4 protein-coding genes are annotated in these 22306 nt (G+C 43.0%); all 4 read right to left on the bottom strand.

Annotated features, from left to right (window positions below):
- Positions 1–41: 41 nt before the first annotated feature.
- Genes J7529_RS04140 through J7529_RS04155 form a run of 4 tightly spaced genes read right to left on the bottom strand, consistent with a single transcriptional unit; the run spans position 42 to position 22041 of the window.
- Entirely contained in the window at positions 42–4796 is a 4755-nt protein-coding gene (locus tag J7529_RS04140) for a non-ribosomal peptide synthetase (protein WP_318727948.1), read from the bottom strand.
- Entirely contained in the window at positions 4793–11356 is a 6564-nt protein-coding gene (locus J7529_RS04145) for an SDR family NAD(P)-dependent oxidoreductase (protein WP_318727949.1), read from the bottom strand. Before J7529_RS04145 ends, J7529_RS04140 begins: the two co-directional genes overlap by 4 nt.
- Before the next feature lie 31 nt (positions 11357–11387).
- Positions 11388–16295 carry a type I polyketide synthase gene (locus J7529_RS04150; protein ID WP_318727950.1) on the bottom strand — a complete coding sequence of 1636 codons (4908 nt, stop codon included), beginning with the start codon at positions 16293–16295 and terminating at the stop codon, positions 11388–11390.
- 1 nt (position 16296) lies between these two features.
- Positions 16297–22041 (bottom strand): type I polyketide synthase, encoded by a 5745-nt coding sequence (locus J7529_RS04155; protein WP_318727951.1) that lies wholly within the window; start codon positions 22039–22041, stop codon positions 16297–16299.
- Positions 22042–22306: the final 265 nt, after the last annotated feature.

Genomic DNA, 22306 nt, shown 5'->3' on the forward strand with positions numbered 1-22306 from the left:
ATTTCAATCCATTCATCAACACTGCGTGTTCAATACTTGCATTAATCCTTAGACTGAGGTCGAGAACGATGCTTTTGTCTCCGTTCTAGTCTTTGTTTCATCATATTTTTACCTTCTTTTAAGTTGGTATTACGAATATTGCGGGCTTTCTTCGAGTCATAATCGCTAATACTTTCACCTTTTATATACTGACTCAAATGATAAATTGTTGGATATTTTAAAAGATCGACTACTTGGAGTTTGGTCTTAAATATTTCTTGAAGTATAGCACTTACTTGTATCAATAGCAAGGAATTTCCTCCCACTTCAAAAAAATTATCATAAATTCCTACTTTTTCCAGTTGAAGCACATCTTGCCAAACTTTAGCAATCTGTTGTTCTATTTCCGATTTAGGGACGACATATTCAGTATAAGACCGATTGTTTATCTTGGAGCTGGGGAATTTTTTACGGTCTACTTTGCCGTTGGGGGTCAAGGGCAGAGACTCTAACAGTACAAAAGCTGAGGGAACCATATACTGAGGTAGAAGCTTTTCCAGAAAAGTTCGTAGTTTAGGAACGAGCTGCTGAGATAAATTCTGTTGTAAAGGATTGTTGCCGTAAAGTGTCCAAGATTTTGGCTCGCACTTTTCTCTCGGTATGGACGGGAATCGATTCTCAATTAGTGCTGATAATTTTTTCCAACATATAACATCATAGCAATCAGGGGTCTCAAGATCTGACCACGTAATGTAGATGCGATAATCTAACTCATCACTCAAGCTCCAAAAATCTTCAGGATCTATTCCTGTTTCTAGAGTGTTTTTTTCTAAGGTTTTTCGGAGTTCTCCGACCTTAATCAATTGATCTTTTCTGGTCAAGAGTTGCTTGAGCTTGATTGGAAATTGGAGGCGTGCATTGGGAACATTTTTGACGATCAGCATCTCTGGCTGCTTTTGTGCCAAAATATGCTCGATAGAGGGTAAGGTTAGTTGCTCCTGTTGCCAATTGAGCAATTGAGGGCTGCTACTGGAGGACAAAACGTCCTTTTCTATATGAAGAATCACATCATAGCGAAACGTGGTCATTTCATTATGGGTGCGACCGCGCTTGAGTTGAATCTCTACCTGACTAATCTGGGGTAAATGCTGCTGTAGCGCTTGGAAAAAGGTTGGATCGATTACCAATTCCTCTTCTTCTTTTAATTTTTTTTGTACTCGATCCCATAAATCTTCTAGGGTTAGATCGTCAGCAGCTTGGCTCAATAATATATCAGTATGGAAGGTTTCTAGTAGTCGTAGACTTCGCACATCTCCGATAAAGATTTGACCCCCAGGTTCGACTAATTTGATTGCATTTTCTAATACTTCTACTAAGTATTCAATACTGGGAAAATATTGGATAACTGAGTTAAGGATTACAGCATCGAAGGATTCTTGCTCCACGGATTGAAAATCATGGGCAGGTTGGTTGTAGAGTTTAACATGAGACCCATTGCCCTCTAGGGTTTCCAAGTGCTGTTCAATATAAGAAATCGCTTTGTCGGAAATATCGGTAGCACAATAGTTGGAAGTGTGGGGAGCAATCTTAAAGAGCAACAGACCCGTACCACAACCGATCTCTAGGATGCGATCGGGTTTGAAATCGAGGATGCGCTCAATGGTATAATTTAACCATTGAGACATCTCTTGTTCAGGGATGGGCTGACCAGTATAACTATCTCTCCAAATCAGAGGGTTGAAATTTGAGGCTCCATCAATGGTGGTCTGTTGATAGATATTATTCCTGAGTTGTTGCCATTGTAATATGCGATCGCGGTGAGCTTGATTGATAGAGTCACGAGAACTTGGGTCTTGACCTTGGAAGTTGGGAACAATATAGGCGATCAAGGGCTTGTCACTCAAGCGATCGCGATCGGTAATGACGACTGCTTCTTGCACCTCTGGGTGCTGAGTCAAGGTTGATTCAATTTCTCCGAGTTCAATACGGAACCCTCGAATCTTGACTTGGTTATCTATTCGACCTAGATAATCAATAGTGCCATCCGGTAAATATCGAGCTAAATCGCCGGTTTTATACAATCTTGAGCTTTGATTGTGAATGTGCAAACCCTCAAAAGGGTTAGGAATAAATTTCTCTTGAGTTAATTCGGGGCGGTTAAGATAGCCACGAGCCAAACCGACTCCACCGATATGGAGTTCCCCCGGTACACCAATAGGGGTAGGTTGGTGATAACTGTCTAGGATATAAATTTCGGTATTACCAATGGGACAACCAATGGGTGTAATCACCGAACTCTCTTCTGTTGGCTTTAGCCGATCGCCTACCTTATAAATGGTTGACCAGATTGTCGTTTCCGTAGGACCATAAAGATTCCAGACTTCCTTAGCTATCTCTCGAAGTTGATCCGCCAATTGGGCAGGTAAAGCTTCACCTCCAGACAATAATTTCGCGTCCAGCTTGTGATTGGCTAAACCTGCCATTAATAGCATTTTCCAAGTAGCAGGGGTTGCCTGCATCACTGTGGCTCCAGATTCTAATAACTGGGGTAAGAGCCTGTTGCCATCTATGGCAATTTCACGGGGAACTAATACGACTGATGCGCCTACGATGAGGGGCAGATAAAGTTCTAATGCTGCAATATCAAATGAGATGGTTGTAATGGCGTTAAACGTATCGACTCTTGTCAATTCCAGATAATGGTTCATGGATACGAGGAAATTGACGAGAGACTGATGACAGATTTGAACTCCTTTAGGTTTACCTGTCGAGCCAGAAGTATAAATAACATAAGCTCGATTCTCTGGAGCCACTGCGCTGGTGGGATTTTGCTCAGGATATGATGCGATCGCCGGCCAATCCCGATCCAAGCAGACCATTTTAGCCTGATGTTCTGGTATAAGCTCTAACAATGACTCAGTGGTGAGCAAGACCGGCACAGCAGAATCTTCTAACATATAAGCTAACCGTTGCTGCGGATAACTCGGATCGATGGGGACATAAGCGCCTCCAGCCTTCAGTATCCCCAAAAGTCCCACTAACATTTCTATAGAGCGATCGATACATAAACCGATCAGCACTTCTGCTCTTACGTCCAAACTTTGCAGATAATGGGCTAACTGATTCGCACGTTCATTCAAATCTTGATAAGTCAACCGGCGATCGCCAAAAATCACTGCCACAGCATCCGGAGTGCGCTTAACCTGCTCTTCAAACAACTGATGAATACAGCGATCCTGTGGATATTCCGTAGCCGTGTTATTCCATTGCTCAAGTAACAGGTGCTGTTGTGCCTCCGGCAACAAAGGCAGTTGCCCCACATTTTGCTCGGGATGATGAACAATTCCAGCTAACAACGCCTGATAATGGCTAGCCATCCTCACAATCGTTTGCTCATCAAATAGATCTGTATTGTATTTGAAGAATCCCATCATAGATGAATCTTCCTCAATCATTTCTAAAGTCAAATCAAACAGACTTTCATACTGAGCCAATGCAAACGGCTCCACTTTCCATTTTCCCCAATTGACTACAGTTTTCTTTCGGCTAGATAACAGCTTTTGTACCGTTTGAGCGCCTTGAAAATTTTGCAGCATAAAGTAAGCTTGAAAAAGAGGGGAGCGACTCGAATCTTGCTCTACATTTAATCGCTGGACTAACAAAGAAAAAGGATAATCTTGATGAGCTAAGGCCTCAATAACCGTTTGGCGCACCTGAGACAGGAAGTCTTTGAAACAAGGATTTCCGGAAAGACTTCCCCTCATCACAACTTGATCGACAAAGTACCCAACAATCGGTACAAACTCAGGTTTAGACCGACCAAAAGTAGGAGAGCCGACCAAAATATCTTCTTGACTGGTGTAACGAGATAGAAGAATTTGAAAAGCCGCCAAGAGAACCATATAAAGAGTCGCCCCTTCCTCCTGAGCGAGTGCTTTCAGGTTTTCAGTCAGTTCTTGAGGCAAATTGAAAGGATAAGCAGCACCGTTATAGGTTTGTATGGGAGGTCGCGGTTTATCGGTCAGTAAATTCAAGACCGGCAAATCCCCTCCCAGTTTTTGTTGCCAATAACTCCAAAGACGCTCTCCTTCAGTTCCGGCTAATAAATCCCTTTGCCAACTCACATAATCTTGGTAAGAGTTATCTATTGAAGGCAGAGATATTTCAACACCCGCCTGTTGAGCTTCGTACAGTTCTGGTAGCTCTTTGACAATAGAGCTCATTGACCAACCATCCCAAGCAATATGATGTATGGTCAACAACAGGATAGAGTCTTGTGGCGAGTGGCTAAACCACCTGATTCGCATGACGGGTTTGGTCTCCAGATCGAAGGGTTGACGATGAGTTTGAAGAACGTTTGCATACAACTCATCGTCATTCCAACTCGAAGCATCAATCTCCAAGAAATCTAAGGATTGATTGTGATGGACTTGTCGAACCATGTCTTGAGCCAATTTGGGGAACGTACTTTGCAGCATGGGATGGCGGTGTCTTAATCCCTCAAAAGTTTGCTGCAAAATAGCCAGATCTACCGGAGAATAAATACGAACCGCAAATGACAAATTGTAAGTATAGCTTTGTGGGGCAAGTTCCCATAAAAATCTGAGACCTCTTTGACCATAGGATAGAGGATAGACCTGCAATAAATCGGGCTGTTCCCGCAATAACTGCACAATTTGAGTTTTGTACTGCTTCAGTTGAGCAATAACATCAGGGGTTAATACCTCTTGGGAACCTCCAGTACGCAGTTTGTCACCAGCACACCATAACTTGACCCCTTTGAGAGATAGATCTTGTAAAAAATCCACTAAGTTCATAGTTCCACCTCTATCCAATTACTCTCTTTATTTTCATCCGGTTGCTCTTCCTTACTCGATTCAATCCTTGGCTGGTTATCTGTTTGAATCCGTTGTTGCTGAATCTCAGTTGCTAGAAGCTCAATCGTAATTCCTTCCATAAATCGGGTCGCTGGAATATCGACTAAAAGCTCAGTTTGAACCTGATTTCGCAATTCCACAGCCATCAATGAATCAAGTCCCATCATAGTTAGAGATTTTTGTAACTCTATTTGAGAAACCGTCATCCCCATAATATGAGCAATTTTGGTTTGGAGATAAGTGGTCAATACTGTTTCTTGTTCACGATCAGAAGCAAGATCGAGCTGTTCTAAAATCCGAGAGTTCTGATCCGGTTCTCCTGATTTTGTGGTAAACGCTTCTAAAAATGGGAGTTTTGCCAATCCTGGCATCTGTCTAAAAAACTCCTGCCAATTCACCGGAAACACCCCGACTTGGCTTTGAGATCCTGACAACAATGAACCCAATGCTTGCATTCCTAATTCGGGTTTAATTGCCACTACTCCGCTACTGTGCATTCGATTTTGATGTTCCCTGGCCAAACGAGCCGCCATTCCTGCTGTTGCCCAGGCTCCCCAGTTAATACTCAATCCGGGTAAACCCTGACCTTGGCGATAGTGAGCGATTGCATCCATAAAACCATTAGCCGCAGCATAATTGCCTTGGCCAAAATTGCCCAACATCGAAGCCATTGACGAGAAACACACAAAGAAATCTAAAGGTAAATTCTGAGTCAGTTGATGTAAATACCAGGTTCCTGACACCTTGGGAGCCATCGCGTTCATAAATTTCTCCCAGCTCATCTTTTGTAATACCCCATCATCCAACACTCCAGCAGCATGAATCACTCCTTTGAGCGGAGGTAGCGAAGTCGATATTTCTTCTAAGATGTTCATTACAGACTCTTGAGTAGAAATATCCCCTAATAAAACACTGACCGATGCTCCTGCTGCTTCTAACTGCTCGATCGCGTTTTGTGCCGTTTCATTCGGACTTCTTCGCCCCGTTAATACGATATGCTTGGCTCCTTCGGATACCATCCATTGGGCGACTTCCAAACCTAAAGCCCCTAAACCTCCTGTAATTAGATAACTTGCGTCTGGTTTGATCGATTTTTGGTCTTCTCCAGTTTCTGGCAGAGAAACGACCACTTTCCCGATATGCTTGCCCTGTTGCATGTATCGGAAAGCCGCTCGCACTTCTGTACTTGGGAATACTTTATAAGACAATGGCTTCAGTGTTCCTGATGAACATTGTTGGTTCAATGCTTCTGAAAATTCCGCAATTAAACTGGGTTGTTGTTGGATCGTCACTCCAATATCAAAAGGCAAGTATTCAGCATCTGGCCGCGTCTCCATTACCTTTTGTTTGTCCCAAATTCCGATTTTGCCAATTTCTACAAATCGTCCTTTGTTCCCTAAAACCGCAAAACTCCGATCAATGAAGTCTGCATTCAGACTATTTAAGACGATATCTACACCTTTCCCCCCAGTAAGACTCATTATTTCATCGGCAAACTCTAAAGTCCGGGAATTCATGATGTGTTTGACCCCCATAGACTTGAGAAACTCCCACTTTAGAGGACTCGCTGTAGCAAAGACTTCCGCTCCTACTTGGAGTGCAATTTGAACTGCCGCTTGCCCTACCCCTCCAGCCGCAGCATGAATTAATACGCGATCGCCGGGCTGAATTTTAGCTAAGTATTGTAATCCATAGTAAGCTGTAGCAAAAGTTAAGGGTAAGGTGGCTGCTTCCGTAAAGCTCAGATGTTTCGGTTTAGCCATCACTAACTCAGCAGGAGTAGTAACAAAACTACTAAAGCCATTGTGAACGATCGCCATGACTTCATCTCCAACCTGCCACTGAGACACATTGTCTCCCACAGAGGTAATAACACCGACACATTCTAAGCCAAAGTTAAGTTGAGCTACGTCAGTAATCCCCAATACCTGAGCATAATAGTCTTTCAGTAAACCCAAAGAATTGAGTACATCTCGGAAGTTTAAACCGGCTGCTTTGACTTCAATTTCAACTTCATTCTCTTGTGGAGTCCGACGTTGCATGACGTGCCAGTTGAGGTTGTCTATCAGTCCATATTCAGACAACTTCAACTCTAGGGGTTGACGTTGTAATCCTAAGTTTTCTTCTGAGCTAATTTGTGGTTTTTGTTGTCGGATTAAGCGAGCTACATAACGAACTCCCTGACGAATTGCGATCTGGTCTTCATTACTCTTAGCCAAGAGTTCATCGACTAAACTAGGGAGCATTTCAGAAAGACTCGATTTGGGATCTAAATCTATTCGGCAACATTTTAATTCTGGGTGTTCTAGACGAATCACACGCCCTAGTCCCCATAAACTTCCTTGTTGGGGTTGGACTACTTCTGTTTCATCCCATATCTTCTGAGTCCCTTGAGTCACTAACCACATTGGTGTTGCATGACTGAGTCCAGCTTCCGTTAAAGCTTGCACTAAATGTAGAGCTGTTGCACAACCGAGTTCTTGAGCTATTTGTAAATCCTCAGTTTCATTGATACCCCATAAGTGCAAAATACCTTTAATGTCAGAATTCTCTTGCAGCAGTTTGCGGAAGTGTTCGGCAACAGTGGGATTAATTTGATAATGTTGAGCATCTAGCTGCTGATAATCTGAGCCTGGGGATATCCCGATATAGTTCTGTCCTCTTGCTTGTAAATACTGCCCAATAGACTCTGTAAATTCATCAGTCAATGCAAAGACTAACCATTGACCAGCATTTTCACTAGATTGTGCAGTTTCGGTTAAAGGTTGAGCTTCCCAGCTAATTTCATAATACCAATCACTTAAATCGGAATCTAGACTCTTGAGTAAGGTTTCCGGTGTTGCTTTCCTACCCTCAAAACCATTGACTTCAGCTACTAATTTCCCCGTTTGGTCAAATAATTGTATTTCGGCTTTGAGCAGTTTATCCTCTGATTCTCCTTCTTTCAATCCACAGGTATAACACCAAAGCGAACCGTTCTCAGGACGCTGATAAAACGTAAATCTCTTGATATTGAACGGAACAAACGTTTCAGTTTGATCCTCAGAAAGACTGAGGTTAAGTGCAGCCACTGACTGAAAGCAGGAGTCAATTAATGCGGGATGTATTTGATAATCTTTTGCATCTAAGATCGTCTCTGGTACTTTCATTTGGCACAGGATTTCCCCTTCTCCTAACCAGACTCGATCGATCCATCTAAAACGCTCCCTTAATTGAACCTGTCTATCCCATAGATTCTGGTAAATTTCTCTGCTTTCAATGTTTTGAGGACAACGAGCTTGAATTTCGGCGATGGTTTCTATAGACTGCTGCGACTCAATATGGGTCGGATGGATTTTTCCGGTAGCATGAACAGCCCAAGAATTACTCTCCTTAGAGCTATCCAAACTAATCACTTGAAATGAATAGTCGCTCTCCTGTGGAGTTAAGGCGACCTGAACCGTTCGGATTCCTTCTTCGGGAATCGCTAAGGCTTGGGGGAACAGAATATCCTCCAGTTGACATCTAGTTGCAGCAAAGGTTAGAGAGGCACTTCCTAACAATAGGGAAATGTGACTGGCACCAGGAACGACCACTTTTTCATATATTCGGTGGTCTGATAAAAAGGGTAGAGCCTGGGTGCTAAACTCTGATTCAAAAAAGATATCTTTTGATAACGGAGATTGAAATTTTCGATCGATTAGAGGATGAAGTTTAGGTGTAGAGATAGCTTGAGAATTTCCGGTTTCTACCCAATATCTTTCCTGCTGAAATGGATAAGTTGGCAAGATTACTTTCTGGTAGCGATAATCTGGGTTAAACCCTGACCAGTCTACTTGAGTCCCCCGTACATATAACTGCCCTAAACTTGAGAGGAGCTGTTGCCATTCATCCACTCCAGGACGTAGAGAAGGTAACCAGACTCCTACATCTTCTGGTAAACATTGACGACCCATTCCCAGTAATATGGGTTTAGGGCCAATTTCTAGGAATAATTCATACCCTTGCTCCTTTAGAGTGTTCATACTCTGGGCAAATTTTACGGGTTGTCGGACATGATTGACCCAATATTGAGCTGTAGCCATGTCTGAACCTACTTTTTGACCGGTGACATTGGAGATGATGGGTATCCGAGGCTGACTATAGGTGACTTCCTGAGCGACTGCTTCAAACTCTGCTAACATTGGCTCCATCAATGGGGAATGGAAAGCATGGGATACTTGTAACGGCTTGGTTTTAATACCTTGTGATTCTAATTTATTACAGATGGTGGCGATCGCCCCACTCTCCCCGGAAATTACTATACTCTCCGGCCCATTGATAGCTGCAATGGTCACCTGGGAATCAGACTCATCAATAGCTTCTCTGACTTGAGATTCTGATGCTAACAAAGACACCATTTCACCACCCGGAGGTAACTGTTGCATCAACCTTCCCCGCATAGCAATTAATTTGAGACCCTCTTCTAAACTGAATACTCCTGCTACAGTTGCTGCCACATATTCGCCCACACTATGACCCATGAGCGCATTGGGTTTAATTCCCCAAGATTCCCATAACTTGGCTAGGGCGTATTCTATAGAAAACAAAGCCGGTTGAGTATAAGCGGTTTGGTCTAATACCGTTGAGTTTTGTGCATCTTTAGGGTAGAGAATTTCTAATAGAGGGACTTCTAGATAGGCGTGTAAAATTTGGTCGCATCGGTCTAAAGCTTGACGGAAACTTGGCTGAGTTTCATACAGTTTCCTTCCCATATTCACATATTGGGAACCTTGACCTGTGAAGAGGAACGCTATTTTTGGACTTTGGCTACTTCCATCGAGTTGTCCAGAATATACCCCTACGACTTCTTTCTTCGTTTTCCAGTCCACCAGTTTTTCTGTTAATTCCTTTGGCTCAGAAGCAATAACACCGAGTCGATGATTAAAATGCGCTCTGCCTGCATTAGCTGTATAACAAATATCTGCTAGGGGTAACTCTGGATGATTTTCTAAATAGTTGTGATAACGACTGACTACATCTTCTAACGCTTGTTCTGTTTTAGCTGAGAGAGTTAAGAGATGAACCGAACCTTTCAAGTCATCTTCACTCTTGCCTTGGTCACTGAGAGGGGTCGAAGTGTGCCTGTCTTCTTTGGGTGCTTCTTCTAAAATAATATGAGCATTGGTACCACTAATTGCAAAAGAACTTACGCCTGCTACTCTTTTCTCCCCTGATGAGAGCCAAGGGGTCAGTTGAGTTGGAACTTTTAAAGGTATATTCTCCCAATCAATATAGGGACTAGGATTAGTAAAATGCAGATTAGGGGCAATTTTTTGATGTTGCAGTTGCAAAACCACCTTGATTGCACCAGCAATTCCAGCCGCAGCTTCTAGATGACCGATATTGGTTTTAACTGAAGCAATGTGCAATGGATTTTGGCGATCGCGTCCCGGCCCAAACACGCTACTTAATGCTCTCACTTCCATCGGGTCTCCCAGGGACGTTCCCGTACCATGAGCTTCTACATAGCTCACGCGATCCGGTTCTACTTTAGCTGCTTTCAGAGCTTGCTGAATCAGTTTTTCCTGAGCCAGTTTATTCGGTACAGTCAGTCCGCTACTTGGCCCATCATGATTAACGGCTGAACCCCGAATGACTGCCTGGATATTGTCCCCATCCTTGAGTGCATCCGACAAACGCTTCAGCACCATGATGCCACATCCCTCTCCCCGACCATAACCATCAGCAGCAGCATCAAACGTTTTGCACTTGCCATCGGGTGATAGAGCCTTTAATTTTGAGAGTGCAGTGGTCACTTGAGGAGAGAGAATCAGTTGAACCCCTCCAGCTAAAGCTAGATTAGACTCACCCTGACGCAGACTCTGACAAGCTTCATGTATAGCGACCAAAGAGGATGAACACGCTGTATCTATTGCCATGGAGGGGCCTTGCAACCCTAAAAAGTAAGATAACCGACCGGCTGCAAAACAAAATCCATTTCCGGTGGCATCGTAAGGGCTAATATTCTCGACTTGGCTCAACCCCAAGTTCGCATAATCATTTTGACCGATCCCCATAAACACTCCAGTCTGAGTGTTTTCTAAGTCCTGGGGATTAATACCCGCTCTTTCTAGAGCTTCCCAAGTTACTTCTAAAATAAAACGTTGCTGTGGGTCAAGGCTGTGTGCTTCTTTGCCAGAGATACCAAAAAATTGCGGATCGAACCGATCCACCTGCTCCACGAATGCTGCGTGCCGGATATACATTTTCCCTGGAGTATCAGGGTTGGGGTCGTAGTAAGACTCTATATCCCAACGTTCTAAGGGAATCTCTCTAACCGCGTCTTGACCCTTTGATAACAAGTCCCAGAATAGCTCTGGTGTGTTGGCATTTCCTGGAAACCGACAACCGATACCGATAATCGCGATCGCTTCATTTTTTGAGCGCTCCATCCTCTCCAATTTAGCTTCAGCTTGTTTTAAAGCTAAAAACATCTGTTTGGATAATGAGAGTTGCTCTTTTTTCGTAGTCGGTTCCATAAAATTTTAGCCTTAACGTATAGGGTTAACTTTAGAGCATATTTTTTAGGTTTTCGAGTTGTTGAGCAGCTAGGGCTTCAAAATCCTCTTCTGAAATCTCTTCGAGATCTGGAAATACATCGTCTTCCGAAGCCTCCATTTGACTCTGTCCACCAGAAACCTTCTCCTGTTCTTTTGCCTGCCATTCCATTAACTCCTCTACATATAAGGACAGTTTTGCGATCGTTGGATATTCCATTGCTATGGTCTCAGGTAAATGGGTTTCCAGTTGAGTTTGCAGTCGATTTTTTAATTCCACTGCCATTAAAGAATCCATGCCCATTTCCATAAACCCTACATTCATTTCTAGTAAGTGGGATGAACTTAAACCTAGCACCTGAACAACTTGCCCTCGAATGTGTTCAATTAAAATTTCTTGACGTTCCTCTGGTGATGCTGCCTCTAACTTAACTAAAATATTGGCTTTGACGTTCTGCTTCAGTGTCTCCTGTTCTGCACATTCCTCTTTCTCTAATAATTCTCGTAGTAACGAACTGTTTTGAATCCCACTCCAATGCTCTGCTAATATCGACCACTGTATGGGGATTACGCCCACCCGATCGATAGAAGATAGATTGCCTAACAGTACCTCCAAGGCATACATTCCTTCTTTTGGGCTAATCTCACTGATGCCACTGCTTTGAATTCGGTTTTGATATTCCACTGCTAAACGAGCCGCCATTCCCTCTGATGCCCAGGCTCCCCAATTAATCGCTAGTCCGGATAATCCTATGCTCCGACGATAACCCGCGAAAGCATCCATAAATGCATTGGCCGCCGCATAATTTCCTTGACCGGGGGAACCGATTAAGGAAGCTATTGAGGAGAAACAGACAAAGAAATCTAAGGGCAGATTTTGAGTTAATTGATGTAAGTTCCAAGTTCCTGTCACCTTGGGCGACATGACTTTGGCAAAACGTTCCCAATTCATCTGTTGTAGGGTTCCATCATCCAGCACTCCTGCTGTATGAATAATTCCTTTAAGTCTTGGCATTGAGGTCTGAATCTGCTCCAGAATTTGGGCGATCTGTTCTTCAATAGAAACATCTCCTAATAACACCTTGACTTGGCATCCTGCTTGTTCTAACTGTTGTATGGATTCTTGGACTTTTTCTGAAGGAGGGCGGCGACCAGTTAAGATAATATTTTTAGCTCCCTTTTCTACCAACCATTCTGCGGTATGTAGTCCTAAAGCTCCTAACCCTCCGGTTATTAGGTAACTCCCATTTGATGATAAGGATAGGGATTGAGGAAATTCTGGAGGCTCTTGGTTTGCTAGACGAGCTACATAGCTCTGTTCTCCCCGTAAGGCTAAATTATCTTCTTCTTGCTCATTCCCTAATAATTGCCACAGCATTTCTATTTCGTCTTCTGCTGAAGCTTGTGGGTCTAGATCTACTAATCCTCCCCATAATTGGGGATGTTCTAGGGATATGGCTCTACCTAATCCCCACAGAGGCGAGGTGGCTAATCCTGGTATATTTTTCTCTTGAGATAATACGCACTGAGAGCCACGAGTTACTAACCACAGTGGGGAGAGGCTGGCGTTTTTAAGCAAAGTTTGTACCAGGTGCATCACGCTGCCACATCCCCATAATTGGGTTTCTTGTAAAGCATCAAGGGTTAAGTCTTTAGATTCTGGAGCGTCTAAACTCCACAAATGAATTAACCTTGACAAGGGCAGTTGATTCCCGTCTTGAATTTCTTGATACAGTTGATCAAATTCTTCAGGAATGGAAGGATTGAGTTGATATTTTCCGGCGGCTTGTTTTTGATAACTCTTTCCCCGATAAACTAAGCTGTATTGATGGCCCTGTTGTTGTAATTTTTGGGCGAATTTTTCAGCTATGCCTGTGCGATCGGCAAAAATCAACCAATGACTCGGTTGCATATTGTTTGGAGAGCCAGATCGATTTAAAGGTTTCCATTGAATTTCATAGAACCAATTTGCGATCGCTGCTGCGGCTAATTGTTCCTGATGTTGTTTAGCTAATGCCTCTAAGAGTTCGGGTAAAAGTTTAAGCTGTTCGGGTGAAAAGTTTACGGATCTTTCCAGTTGTTGAGCAATCGCCTCTGTTTTTCCTTGACTGAGTAATTTTACCATTGGAGTCTCGGTGATTCCCCCGGATGTTTGAGGTTCCTTCTGTTTATTTATTTCTACCCAGCAGCGTTCTCTTTGGAATGGATAGGTGGGCAATGCTACTTTCTGACGAGTATAGTCTTGGTCAAACCCTGACCAATTCACGGTTATGCCTTTGACATACAACTGTCCTAAGCTGGATAGCATTGGTTGCCATTCTTCTACACCAGGACGTAATGATGGCAACCATACTCCTACATCTGCTAAACATCGAGACCCCATGCCGAGCAAAATGGGTTTCGGCCCTATTTCCAAGAAGAGTTCATTTCCCTGATCGTGCAACGTTTTTATACTTTGATAAAACTGTACGGGTTGTCGGATATGATTGACCCAATATTCTGCTTTAGTGACTTCATTTCCCGCTTTTTGTCCAGTTACATTGGATACGAACTTTATTTTCGGTTGACGATAAGTTACTTCCTGAGCAACTGCTGCAAACTCGGCCAGCATTGGCTCCATCAGGGGGGAATGGAAAGCATGGGATACCTGTAGAGGTTTGGTTTTAATACCCATTGCTTCTAATTTACGGCAAATGGTGGCGATCGCCGCACTCTCTCCAGAAATCACTATACTTTCCGGCCCATTGATCGCGGCTAGGGTTACTTGGGAGCTATATTCTGCGATCGCCTCTTGCACTAGAGATTCTGATGCCATCACTGCCACCATCCCTCCACCAGAGGGTAACTGTTGCATCAACCTTCCCCGGGCAGCAATTAACTTCAGACCCTCTTCTAAACTGAACACTCCTGCCACAGTTGCTGCCACATATTCTCCGACACTGTGACCCATGACTACAGTCGGTTTAATTCCCCAAGATTCCCATAACTTGAACAAAGCGTATTCAACCGAAAACAAAGCCGGTTGCGTATAACCGGTTTGGTCTAACAAACTAGAGCTTGACTTTTGTTCTTCTTTCGGGTAAAGAACTTCTAATAAAGGATAGTCTAGATAGGGCTGTAAACTTTGGTCGCATCGATCTAAAGCTTGGCGAAAAGTTGGCTGACTTTCATACAATTGCTTACCCATATTCACATACTGGGAACCTTGCCCGGTAAATAGGAAAGCTATTTTAGAGCTTGCGCTACCGCGATCGAATTCTCCACAAGAGAGGCCAACAACTTCCTGTCCTCTTTTCCAACCCAGTAGCTTTTCTGCTAATTCCTTTGGGTCAGAAGCAATCACGGCTAGTCGATGCTGAAAATGTTGCCTTCCTGTATTGGCCGTATAACAGACATCTGCTATTGCCAAATCTGGATCGGTTTCTAAATGCTTTTGATAACGACTAACTAAATCTTCTAAAGCTTTTTCTGTTTTACCTGAGAGCGTCAAGATGTGCAGCGAACGTTCTAAGTCATCTTCACTGTTGCCTCGGTCACTGAGCGCAGTCGAAGTGTGCCTATTGCCTTCTCTTGGTGCTTCTTCCAAAACGATATGAGCATTAGTACCACCCATCCCAAAGGAACTCACCCCTGCTATTCTGGGTTTTCCCTCGTCAGACCAAGGCATTAATGAAGTCGGAATTTTGATGGGTAATCGATCCCAATCTACATGGGGATTCGGTTCTTTCAAATGCAAATGAGCAGGGATTTCCTGATGTTGAAGAGCTAAAATCACCTTCATCAAAGATGATACACCGGCTGCTGCTTCCAAATGCCCAAGATTCGTCTTGACTGACCCCACAATTAGAGGGTCATCTGCTGGACGTTTTTTGCCATATACTTCTGCCAGGGCTTCTATCTCAATGGGGTCTCCTAAAGACGTTCCTGTACCGTGAGCTTCCAAATAGCTAATTTGATCGGGTTCTAACTTGGCATTGCTCAAAGCTTGTTGAATCACCTTTTTCTGAGCCATTCTATTGGGAACGGTCATCCCACTACTGGGCCCATCATGATTAACCGCAGAACCTCGAATCACGGCTGAAATTAGATCCCCATCCCTCACTGCATTAGACAAGCGTTTCAAAACCAGGACACCACATCCTTCTCCCTGACCATAACCATTGGCAGAAGCATCAAATGTCTTGCACCGACCATCCGGGGCTAGTGCCCTCAGTTGGCAACGACCAATCGTGCTGAAGGGCGATAAGATTAAATTCACTCCACCGACTAAGGCTAAGTTGGATTCTCCCGATCGCAAACTCTGACAAGCTAAATGGGCCGCCACTAAAGAACTCGAACAAGCGGTATCGACCTGTATATTAGACCCTTGCAAACCCAAGAGATGAGAAATACGACCGACTCCAATACTTCTATTACTTCCCAGAGTCGGGTAACTTTTGGCTTCGTTGAAAATGACGGAAGAATAGTCATCGGTGGAGATGCCCATGAAGACACTGGTCTGACTATTCTTCAGGTTTGTCCAGGTTTGCCCAGAATTTTCCAGTGCTTCCCAAGTGACTTCTAAAAGTAATCTGTACTGAGGGTCTAAACTCACGGCTTCTCTGGGAGAGATGCCAAAAAATAGGGGGTCAAACTGGTCAACTTGCTCAATAAATCCACCCTGTTTTGTGTAGGCTTTTCCTGAAACTTCTGGATCGGGATCGTAATAAGCACTGACATCCCAGCGATCGCCAGGAACGGGGGTGATAGCATCTATGCCATCATGCAACAAACTCCAGTATTTTGAGGGGTCAGTCGCTCCTCCAGGAAATCGGCAGGCCATTCCCACAATGGCGATCGGTTCAGTTTTGGCTTTATTGACCGCTTCAAGCTTACCCCGCATTTCCTTCAAAGTTTGAAGCACTTCTTTGGATATGCTCATTTTAGCTTTCCTCCTTCAGTAAAGCTTGAATTTCTTCTAACTCTGAAGCAAGCTCACTATCAATTTCTCCTTCCAACTCCGTTTCTATCTTCTGGGGAGGAGCGATATTGTCAATCTCTTCAACCCCAATTTCTTCCTCTGGCTCTTCAGAGAAAATTTCTTCAATCAAGTATTCAGCTAAGTCTTTAATATTAGACTTTTCAAACAAGGTGGCTGTGCTGATCGAGAAACTAAAAGTAGCCGTCAACCGATTTCTTAACTCAACCGCCATCAAGGAATCCATCCCCATTCGGAAAAATCCTAATTCGGGATCGGGAAGTTTGAATTTCGATAACCCTATAATCTTAGCGACATCAGTTTGCAGATGCTCGATCAGTATTTCGAGCCGTTCGCTTTCTGGAACTTCATAAAGTTGTTGTAACACTTCGGATTTCTGTTCCGAAGAGCGTTCTCTATCTGTTGCTTCTGAGTCCAGGGAAATTTCGGACAGAAATGACCGTTTACCTCCGAGTTCATAGAGATCCTTAAATAAATCCCAATTGATATCTGCGACTACGGTTTGAGGACTATTACTGGCTAAGACTTTCTCCAAAGCGGCGATCGCTCTTTCTGGCTCTAGAGGTTTTACGCCCATTTGGTTTAACCAATCCATGGACTCTCCTGCTGCCATTCCGCCTCCTGACCAAGGCCCCCAATTGATGCTATAGGTTGGTAATCCCAGAGATTGCCGATAATCCGTTAATCCATCCAGAAAATGGTTAGCTGCTGCATAATGAGCTTGGCCTTTAGAACCCCATACTGAGGCAATGGAGGAGAAATTCACAAAAAAGTCTAGCTCAAGCTTCTGAGTTAATTGATGTAGTACCCATCCTCCTACTACTTTGGGACGCAATATGGCTTCAAGTTGAGAAATTTCCATCTCCTTAAGCAGGTTAAATCCTACAAGTCCTGCTGCATGAATTACTCCTTTGAGAGGTGGCATTGTTTCTTTCACTTGCTTGAATACCTTCTCCATATCTTTTTGCACAGATACATCGGCTTGAGTTACAACTACCTCTGCTCCTTGCTTGCGTAAACTCTCAATTCTCAATTGTGCTTGCTCTGATGGCTGAGAGCGACTGATTAACACTAGATGTTGGCATCCCTTCTCTACCAGCCATTGACCTACACTCAATCCTAATGCGCCTGTGCCCCCAGTAATTAAATAACTTCCTTCCTCACTCAAGGATACGGGTTTAGACTCTGCTAAAAGTTGTCTTTCTAAACGAGCTACATAGATTTCTCCATTCCGAATCGCCAGTTGATCTTCTTCTGCTTCATCTTCTATAACTTGTAGTAGGATTTCTGCTTCACTTGTGGAAGATTGGCGATCTAAGTCTATTAATCCTCCCCATAATTGAGGATGTTCCAAAGATAAGACTTTTCCGAGTCCCCAAAGTGGGGTTTGGGCTATTGCCACTTCTTCGGAAGGCAGGATTGACTGGGAACCTTTAGTCATTAACCACAGTTGAGGTGAGGATGAGTTCCAGTGTTTTTCCATAGCTTGCACCAGATGCAAGACGCTACCACAACCATTCTTTTGTCTTGACTCTAAAGCTGACTGCGTGAGTTGTTGAGAAGGTGTAGTTTCCAGACTCCACAAGTGAATGATTCTCGGACTTTCCCCAACCTTTGCCTCTTGGCAAAAACGCTCAAAATCGGCTGGATTAGATGGGTTTAGCTCCCAACTTCCGGTTTCCTTTGGCTTGTAGGTTTCCCCCATAAATACCGTCAAACAGCGATCGCCTCTTTCTTCCAAGCTATTTTTCAGTTTTTCCCCTACACCCTCTTGATCGTGGTCACTGAGCGAAGCCGAAGTGCTGAAGATAATCCAAGTTCTTGGCTGTGGTCTTTTTTTCCGCTGTTGCCGAGCGCCTACCTTTTGCCATTCTATGCCATAGAAAAATTGTTGTAATGAAACATCAGAGTAACGTAGGGGATTTTGGAGAATTTCTTGGTTCCACTGGTAAATTTCGTCTACTGACAATGAGTCTTGCTTTTGGGCTGTCATGACTACATAGCTGACTAGCCCCTTACGCAACATCTTGTAGAGGTTGTCATAAGATTGCAGCCCGACTCTGGCATTCTCGTTTAAATTACTTTTTCTACATACATAGTCGAGATTCTCTGGGAAATTAGGATCGTCTAAACCATTAGCCATCTCATGACTAATATCTACATAACGGACGATTTTGATATGACTTTCTGATAATAGATACAGCCACTCTTGTTGAGTGATCAGATAAGATGAGTGAGCATCATAATCAATGTTAAATGAGGCATTAGAGATAAAGTCTGATATCACGAAATGTCCCTGGTCATTTAAGTGATTTTTGATATTGACAAAGAGTTCCTTTTTCTTCTTGATGTGACAAATTACTTCAAATCCATATATCAAATCGTAACGATCTGGAAACTCATCCTGAGAACTATCTCCCTTAACAATTCTTGCCCGTTCTTCTAGGCTTAATTCACGGATTTTTTTGTTTCCTAATTCTACTTGCCCTTCTGATATGGTATAGCCACAAAGCTCTAAGTGATTATACTTCTGACCTAAAGTCATTAAATCAGTTCCATGGCCACAACCAATATCTAGAACTTTACGACAAGCAGAAAAATCGACTTTCTGCCAAGCTATATTTCTAATCTCTTGCTGGGCGGTTGATGCTAATTTGTGATATTTTTCTTGTATTTTTAATTTGGCGAAAAATAGAACCCATGAAAATCCTTTGATAATCCCTGGCAAAGGAATGTAGTTCAAAATTGCTTCTTCATCTGTCAACGAAGCTAACTCATCATAAAAATCACCCACTACATCACCCTGTTCTTGCAGATGCTTTTGATACTTAGCTTTCAAAACACTTAACAATTTCGGTAATACTTTTTCTTCATCTTCTGTTAATTCTTCCGATAACTTCAGCTCTTGAATTAATTCCTCTGAATCCCCTCGACTAATGAGTTCAAGAAGTGGATTTGAACTTTGATCAGTCATATTCCGATCTTGATTTTCAGAAGTATCTATCCAATATCTTTCTCGCTGGAATGGATAAGTTGGTAATGCTACTTTCTGACTGGTATAATCTTGATTAAACCCAGACCAATCCACCTTGAAACCTTTGACATACAATTGTCCTAAGCTTAATAGCATTTGCTGCCATTCTTCTACTCCAGGACGTAACGAGGGCAACCATACTCCCACATTTTCTGGTAAACATTGTCTTCCCATTCCTAACAATATGGGTTTGGGACCAATTTCTAAGAAAACTTTATACCCTTCTTCATGGAGAGTTTTCATACTCTGGGCAAATTTCACAGGTTGTCGGACATGATTGACCCAATATTGAGCAGTAGTCATGTCTGCATCAACTTTTTGACCGGTGACATTGGAGATGACGGGTATCCGAGGCTGACTATAGGTGACTTCCTGAGCGACTGCTTCAAACTCTGCTAACATTGGCTCCATTAGTGGGGAATGGAAAGCATGGGATACTTGTAAAGGCTTGGTTTTAACTTCTTGTGATTCTAATTTACTAGAGAGGGTTGCGATCGCCCCACTCTCCCCAGAAATCACGATACTTTCCGGCCCATTTATGGCTGCTATTGTTACTTGGGAACTATATTCAGCGATCGCCTCCCTAACTTGAGATTCTGATGCCATCACTGCCACCATCTCTCCACCACGGGGTAACTGTTGCATCAACCTTCCCCGCATGGCGATTAATTTTAGACCCTCTTCTAAACTAAAAACGCCTGCCACTGTTGCTGCCACATATTCTCCCACACTATGTCCCATGACTACATTGGGTTTAATCCCCCAAGATTCCCATAACTTAGCTAGGGCGTATTCCAGAGAAAATAAAGCGGGTTGCGTATAAGCCGTTTGATCTAATAAAGAAGCGCTTGACTGAGAATATATAACTTCTAATAGAGGGATTTCTAGATATTCTTTTAGAATTTCATTGCATTGGTCGAGAATTTTCTGAAACGTGGGTTGAGTTTCATAGAGTTGTCGTCCCATATCCACATATTGAGACCCCTGCCCAGTAAACAGAAAAGCAATCTCTTTCTCCTGGCTTTCTGCCTTTCCTCTTACCACACCAGTTCTTTCATGATTCTGAAGGAAATCGGCTATTTTCTCCTGTAAATCGCTGTTTGAATCTGCTACTATGGCTAATTTTTCTGCAAAATGTGTCCGCCCCGTATTGGCACTGAAGCAGATGCTTTGTAGTAATTCTTCAGGCTTTAATTCTAAATGAGTTTGGTATTTTGTTGCCAGCTCTCTCAGGGCTGGCTCTGTCTGTGCTGATAAGGACAAAATCTGTTTTGGACGTTCGAGATGGCTATCAACTTTGACTGCTTCTCGGTATTCTTCCAATACAACATGAGCATTAACGCCACCGATCCCAAAAGAACTTAAGCCAGCACGTATCGGGATCTCTTCTCCCGATTCATTTTTTAATCGCTTCCACGCTTGATTTTCCTCTAGCATATAGAACGGAGTATCTTTAAGGTTAATGCGTGGATTTAAGGCTTTGAAGTTCACTATGCGGGGCAGTTTTTTGTGCTTCATTGCTAATAGGACTTTGATTAATCCCGCAATTCCTGCTGCTCCTTCTAAATGCCCAATATTGCTTTTTACTGCTCCTATCCCACAGTAGGGTTTCTCCGTTTTTTCGACTCCATACTGTTGATAAAGTTGTCTGTAGGCTCTTTTCAGGGCATTAATTTCGATCGGGTCTCCCAATGGTGTTCCTGTTCCATGAGATTCTATGTAAGATATTGTATGAGGAGAAATATTGGCTCTGCTATAGGCTGAACGAATGACTTGAGCTTGGGCATAGACATTGGGGGATGTGATCGTTCTGGCTTGTCCTCCGTGATTAATCGCACTTCCTTGAATGACACCATAAATGCGATCGCCATCTTCTATAGCTTTGGTGAGAGGTTTTAATAAAACGACTCCAGCTCCTTCTCCCCTAACATAACCATCCGCATCACTACTAAATGTTCTACATTGTCCTGTGGGCGATAACATGCCCAGTTGACTCATCTGGATGTAGGTTGTTGAAGTAAATAACACGCTCAGTCCACCGACCAATGCCATGTCACATTCTGATTCTTTGAGAGATTTGAGGGCGTAATGAAGAGCAACCAGTGAGCTTGAACAGGCTGTATCTATCGGAATACTTGGGCCGTGTAGGTTAAAAAATGAAGAGATACGGTTGGGAATCATACAAGTCCAAGTGCCTGTTCCACTATGACCTTCTACATTCTCTTGATTTTGGTTCATCAACAAAATAGAGTCATAGTTACATGCCCCGATAAAAACACCGATATCTTTTCCTGAAACTTGAGAGAGTGAGTAACCTGCATCTTCGATACAAGACCAGGTCAATTCCAACATAATTCTATGTTGTGGGTCTACTTTTCCTGCTTCTCGGGGAGAGATGCTAAAAAACTCGGCATCAAACTCATCTATCCCTTCGACTAATCCGCCCCACTTACTGATCGTCTTATTCGGTTGATTAGGAATAGGAGAATAATGCTTTTTTACGTCCCACCTTTGGGGCGGAATTTCACTGATACTATTGACTCCTTTTTCCAAATTTTCCCAATATTGGTTGTAGTCATCAGCTCCAGGAAACCGACAAGCCATACCAATAATTGCAATATCAGCACCATTCTTCTGTTCAATGGAATATTTCATAAACTCAACTGATTCCTGATGCACTGGAAAAACGTTTTGATTTAATTTTCGATCCACATTAGAAGAGCCAACAATACAATGATAACTATAGGATAGCTTCGCTATGGAGTTGCAATTGTATTCTGGATCTTGAGCCACTCTAGCACAAGAACCCCTTTCTCTTCACCTCTTAACAAAAATTAACAATTGATTGTCAAGAAGTATTGACAGAAACTAGAGATTACTTAATTTCAAGGCTAACATGGAATATTTGGGATTAACTTTA

The organism is Roseofilum sp. Guam, from assembly GCF_017746735.1.
GTDB lineage: Bacteria > Cyanobacteriota > Cyanobacteriia > Cyanobacteriales > Desertifilaceae > Roseofilum > Roseofilum reptotaenium.